Annotated in this window: 8 protein-coding genes and 1 pseudogene; all 9 read left to right on the top strand. The window is 37.8% G+C overall.

Annotation, left to right across the window (positions count from 1 at the left end; translation table 11 throughout):
* A pseudogene (locus A9G35_RS10160) lies at positions 1–414 on the top strand (antA/AntB antirepressor family protein); the annotation flags it as partial.
* A gap of 52 nt (positions 415–466) precedes the next feature.
* Positions 467–1,192: a hypothetical protein gene (locus tag A9G35_RS13945; protein WP_065635428.1), complete on the top strand. Its 726-nt coding sequence runs from the start codon at positions 467–469 to the stop codon at positions 1,190–1,192.
* On the top strand, positions 1,173–1,502 hold the full coding sequence (locus tag A9G35_RS10150; protein ID WP_065636763.1) for a hypothetical protein: 330 nt from the start codon (positions 1,173–1,175) through the stop codon (positions 1,500–1,502). The genes A9G35_RS13945 and A9G35_RS10150 overlap by 20 nt, the downstream gene beginning before the upstream one ends.
* Position 1,503: 1 nt before the next feature.
* Complete coding sequence (locus A9G35_RS10145; RefSeq protein WP_065636762.1) at positions 1,504–1,719, top strand: host cell division inhibitor Icd-like protein; 216 nt, start codon at positions 1,504–1,506, stop codon at positions 1,717–1,719.
* Positions 1,712–1,939 (top strand): hypothetical protein, encoded by a 228-nt coding sequence (locus A9G35_RS10140; RefSeq protein WP_065636761.1) that lies wholly within the window; start codon positions 1,712–1,714, stop codon positions 1,937–1,939. Before A9G35_RS10145 ends, A9G35_RS10140 begins: the two co-directional genes overlap by 8 nt.
* A 16-nt stretch (positions 1,940–1,955) precedes the next feature.
* Entirely contained in the window at positions 1,956–2,117 is a 162-nt protein-coding gene (locus A9G35_RS13545; protein ID WP_176701419.1) for a hypothetical protein, read from the top strand.
* 22 nt (positions 2,118–2,139) lie between these two features.
* The gene (locus tag A9G35_RS10130; RefSeq protein ID WP_065636759.1) at positions 2,140–2,331 is read left to right on the top strand and encodes a hypothetical protein; all 192 of its coding nucleotides are present in this window, start codon (positions 2,140–2,142) and stop codon (positions 2,329–2,331) included.
* Positions 2,324–2,698: a hypothetical protein gene (locus A9G35_RS10125; RefSeq protein ID WP_065636758.1), complete on the top strand. Its 375-nt coding sequence runs from the start codon at positions 2,324–2,326 to the stop codon at positions 2,696–2,698. The genes A9G35_RS10130 and A9G35_RS10125 overlap by 8 nt, the downstream gene beginning before the upstream one ends.
* 11 nt (positions 2,699–2,709) lie before the next feature.
* Positions 2,710–4,727: primase-helicase zinc-binding domain-containing protein (locus A9G35_RS10120; RefSeq protein ID WP_065636757.1), on the top strand; the 2,018-nt coding region annotated here is incomplete at its 3' end.

The following is a 4,727-nucleotide window of genomic DNA, read 5'->3' as shown; positions in this document are numbered from 1 at the left end:
GAATTGGCGATGATTGAAAACAACGAGAAAGGACGAGCAATAAGAAAGTACTTTATACGTTGTGAAGAACACCTTAAAGAAATCGCGCCAACAATCCAAAAGAAAGCACTTAATCGATTAAAAGCACGTTTAAAAGTCGCAGATTATAGCCGTCCTATGTGTGACGCATTAACAGAGCAACGTAAAGCACTGGGGAAAAGCGCAAATAACACCTTATTTACTAATGAATTCGATATGATTAACCGCATCGTATTAGGTACTACATCAAGCAAATACAAGAAAGCCAATAATCTTACTGGTAATATTCGTGACCACCTAAACGAATTTGAATTAAACCATATCGCATACCTTGAGAACGCAAATATAACATTAATCCATATTGGTTACGATTATCATCATAGAAAAGCCAGCTAATAAAGTTATCTCATGCTTATTTAATTTGTCATATGGCTCAGGTGGCTTAATTATGATGACTACACACCCATTTAACGCCCTAGCAATAGGACAATATACCCAAGCCCTAAATAATCGCTTATATTGCTATTTTGATGGGATTAACGCCATCCAAAAGGTGAAATCATTCTTCTTGGTTGGCAATAATTCTAGTTTTCAGTTAAAAAAGCCTATTTCAGTGAAAACAAGTGTAAAAGTACGCACTAAGTACGCAGTGAAAACCGTTTTTTTAATGCGTACTAATCATTGCATGGGGTTGAATTTCAAAAGTAGGTTTCTTGAGTCCATAAAAAGGAGAATGGGAAAACAAAAACCACCAATCAGTGGCATTAAGTTAAAAGATTATTTCTTATCTAATTTAGCTAGTTTTTCGCGACAAGTAGCAATAACCCAAGCGGAAAAGTTAGTATTCTCTTTCTTGGATTGCTCGTCTATTCGCTCTATTAATTCATGGGGGAAGCGGATTGCTTTTCTATCCGATTTATTATTTTTGTTACCTGTAGCCATTTTTATACCTAAAAGATGCTTATTAGTGTGCAGACACTATACACGATCACTAAATAATAAAAAAGGCTTGACGTGTGCCCACACTATAAAATATAGTGAGCACACACCTGATGAATTTATTAGGTTAAAAAAACAATCCCCTGATGTGCTCGCAACACTATCAAGGGATCTAACCACAAACATTAAACGGAGTAATGCTATGGCTAATAGTAATGATACCCCTACGCCCTAAAAATGGGCAACCTGACCTATCTAATTTAATTTCTGTTTTAAATCTCTATCAAGCAGATATTCCAACACACAATTTACTACAAGCTGAGAATCATTTTGAAGAACTACAGCAATCTATTCTATATGGAATAGGTGCGATTGGTAACCTGATGTTTTGGGCTAGTGAAAATGAAAGTTATTCCGAGCAGAACCTTAAAAGTGATATGCGCGATATTGGCTATTTACTAGCACAATTAAGGGATGTTGCCTGTTTCGCTTCAAATCAAATTAACCTACTTGATGCTACACAAAACCGTAAGGGAGGTAAATAGTATGTTGAAAACGAATTATAAAGAAAAATTCAATCATGAATCTAAACTTTTTAAATTCTACGACCTCACTACGGCCAAAGTATTTGAGGCATTAGCACCTACAGAACAACAAGCTAGAAAAAGTCTAGGCAAATCATCCCTTATCTTTATTGCCAGAATTCGCTTATATCCAGTTATTGAAGACACTAAAAGTTTTGGAGGTTATGGACATGAATAACGATCAGTTAATTTGTAATGTTGAATCTAAACTTATTCAAGTTCGGAGCATGGCTAAAATTGCCTTAGATAACACTAATTATAAGTGCGCAGGATATGACGAGCCTTTTATCGAACAAACCGATATGAGTAATTTACTGTGGGTTATCGTTGATTTAGTAGAGCAAGCTTTTGATGAGTTACAAGGGTACGGGTTAACGGAGGATAAGAATAATGGCTAATATCTCACTGGACGCAATGAATACTATCAATACAAAACTAGGGCAAGCTAACGCTATCACCACGCTTTTAATGGTGGATTGTGATTCGGATACGCCAATTAATGATGAGTTACGCGCCTATGCCCTTGATGCTGTATCAGACTTGATTAACGATTCTAAAAAGCTATTTAGAAGCTAAACCGAGCGCAAGGAGGCAAAGAATGAAAGAGTTTGATTTTGTCCATAACAATGACGGCACTATTACCGCATTAAGGCTTAAAAATGGCAAATATGTAGCACTATTTTCTTTTGGCAAGGATGAAATCCTTAACTTACTCGCCGATGTCACCAAGCGACTACCGCCCGAAGTTAGGCGATACATGACACAAATTAAGGGGGTAAATCATGGATAATCAGCAAGAAGTAACAGCAATTCATCATAGTATCGTTGATTCTACCATGGCGATTATAGCAGGTTTATTTTTAATTGAGCAGATTAATAAAAACGGCGCCAAGGTGTTTATTCATGACGGTATCAAAATTGATATTGATAAAGATTTAATTGTGTTAGGGCTAAAAATGAATCTTAAAGATAGCTTAATTGAAGACTTTGGCGAAAGTGATGGCTTAAATCGTACCTATGGACTATTAAAAAAGATGTACGCCGAAAGTGATAATAAACCTATGGCACTAACACAATTCGGGCAAGAAATGCTTGCATCGTTATTTATTGATTTAGCCGAAGATATTAAATCTGAATCTAGCTCGACAATTCATTAAGGGGGGATGTAATGAAAATCAATGAAATTACAGCCCAAGCCGTAGGTAAATGGGATTATATCTTTCAATCATTGGGTATTGAGGTGGGTAATGGCAAGCATTGCCCTTGCCCTGTCTGTGGGGGTAAGGATAGATTTAGATTTGATAACCAAAATGGCAGAGGTACTTACATCTGTAACCAGTGCGGTAGTGGTGACGGCTTAGAGCTTATCAAAAACTATTATCAATGCGACGCTAAAGAAGCATCAAACAAAGTAGCGGAATGTTTAAATCTGTCTAATCAGAACAACCAAATACGGGCAAATCTCGCATTTAGGAAAATAGATTCCGAACCATTGCATAACGATAACATACCAGATAATCCCGTATGTAAAAAGGTCGAGTATTTGCTATCTAAAGCAACATTAGGGCAATCTCAATACCTGACCAAGAAAGGATTAACCTTTGATTTACCCTTGTTAGATAACGGGCGCATTTTTGTGCCCATGCTGAATCTTCATAATGAATACGCAGGTGGTCAATTTATTGAGCTAGACGGCAGTAAGCACTTAATGAGAGGCTCAAATAAGAAAAGTGCTTTTATATTAGTGTGCTCAGTTTTGAGCAGACCTACCGAGGTGTACGCAAATTTGCTCGCACATAATGAAATTATTATCTGCGAGGGATTAACGACTGGAATATCAATAACGGAATTCCGCCATCCATCTATGGTTATATCCGCCATTGACGCAGGCAATCTTATTCATGTAGCTAAGTCTATTCGTGAACTAAATTCGACCGCTAAAATCATTATTGCAGGTGATAACGATATTGACCAAAGCCCAAATACGGGCTTAGCTAAAGCAATAGAAGCAGCTCAAGCGGTAAATGGTTATTACTCCATTCCTGATATAGATTATAAATGTGATTGGGATGATTATAGGCAACAATTTGGGAGTGATAACGCTTTGACTCATTTTAATAAAAACCTCATAAAACCAGAGTTACCCACCGTGACAAAACTTAACATGCAAACCGAGTTATCAAGTATGAACCTATCGCAAATGGCATCAAGCCAACGCGCCGAACTGCTCAATCAATATTATGACAATAACCTTGCAATTAATCTTACTACCGATGAAATCTATCACTATCAAGATAACGCATGGCAACCCATCAGCGATAAACTGTTAATGCGAACGCTAGCCGATTTATTTACTCAATCAGGCGAGCCATTTAACCCATTAAGAATTAGCTCAGCGGTTGAATCGCTCAGGTTATCACTGCCGATAATGGGAACACCTCAGAAAGATTTAATCTGCTTTAAAAATGGTGTATATGAGCTAAAAAGCCAAACCTTTAGACCGCACAATAAGCAAGACTGGCTATTGGTCAGTAATGATATTGATTACTACCCTGCCAAAGAAAATGAATCTTTTGATACTCACGCGCCAAATTTCGCTAAATGGCTAAAAAGAGCATCAGGCAATCAAGATAAGGCTAAAAATATCTTAGCCGCGCTATATATGATATTGGCTAATCGTCATGACTGGCAATTATTCTTAGAGGTTACAGGCGCAGGCGGTAGCGGTAAAAGTGTTTTTGCTGAAATTGCGACGATGTTATCAGGTAAAAACAATACCGTAATAGGTACTATGGACGCATTAGAAAAGGCAAGAGACAGAGCCTTAATCGTGGGTTACTCATTAGTCATATTACCCGACCAACCGCGTTATATGAGCAGTGGCGCAGGATTAAAAGCAATTACTGGCGGTGATGAAGTCGCAATAGACCCAAAACACAAGCAACCCTACTCTTGTAAAATCCCTGCGGTAGTCTTGGTTATCAATAACGAGGCAATGAGATTTAACGAGCGTAACGGCGGTATATCACGGCGTAGGGTTATCTTTCACTTTGGCGAGGTTATCCCTGAAAAAGAGCGAGATTTAAACTTGGTTAGCAAAATAGAGCAAGAACTCCCCTTAATTGTGAGGTTGCTATTAAATGAGTTTACCAGTCCAGCAGAAGCCAAAGAAAGACTACACCAGCA

The organism is Gilliamella sp. Choc5-1 (assembly GCF_001690595.1).
Lineage (GTDB): Bacteria > Pseudomonadota > Gammaproteobacteria > Enterobacterales > Orbaceae > Gilliamella > Gilliamella apicola_M.
Note: the sequence above shows the minus strand (reverse complement) of the source record. Positions and strands in the feature narration are given on the sequence as shown.

Coding starts and splice junctions, on each gene's coding strand:
- A9G35_RS10150 (WP_065636763.1), top strand. CDS start 1,173: ATGATACCCCTACGCCCTAAAAATGGGCAACCTGACCTATCTAATTTA.
- A9G35_RS13545 (WP_176701419.1), top strand. CDS start 1,956: ATGAATACTATCAATACAAAACTAGGGCAAGCTAACGCTATCACCACG.
- A9G35_RS10130 (WP_065636759.1), top strand. CDS start 2,140: ATGAAAGAGTTTGATTTTGTCCATAACAATGACGGCACTATTACCGCA.
- A9G35_RS10140 (WP_065636761.1), top strand. CDS start 1,712: ATGAATAACGATCAGTTAATTTGTAATGTTGAATCTAAACTTATTCAA.
- A9G35_RS13945 (WP_065635428.1), top strand. CDS start 467: ATGATGACTACACACCCATTTAACGCCCTAGCAATAGGACAATATACC.
- A9G35_RS10145 (WP_065636762.1), top strand. CDS start 1,504: ATGTTGAAAACGAATTATAAAGAAAAATTCAATCATGAATCTAAACTT.
- A9G35_RS10125 (WP_065636758.1), top strand. CDS start 2,324: ATGGATAATCAGCAAGAAGTAACAGCAATTCATCATAGTATCGTTGAT.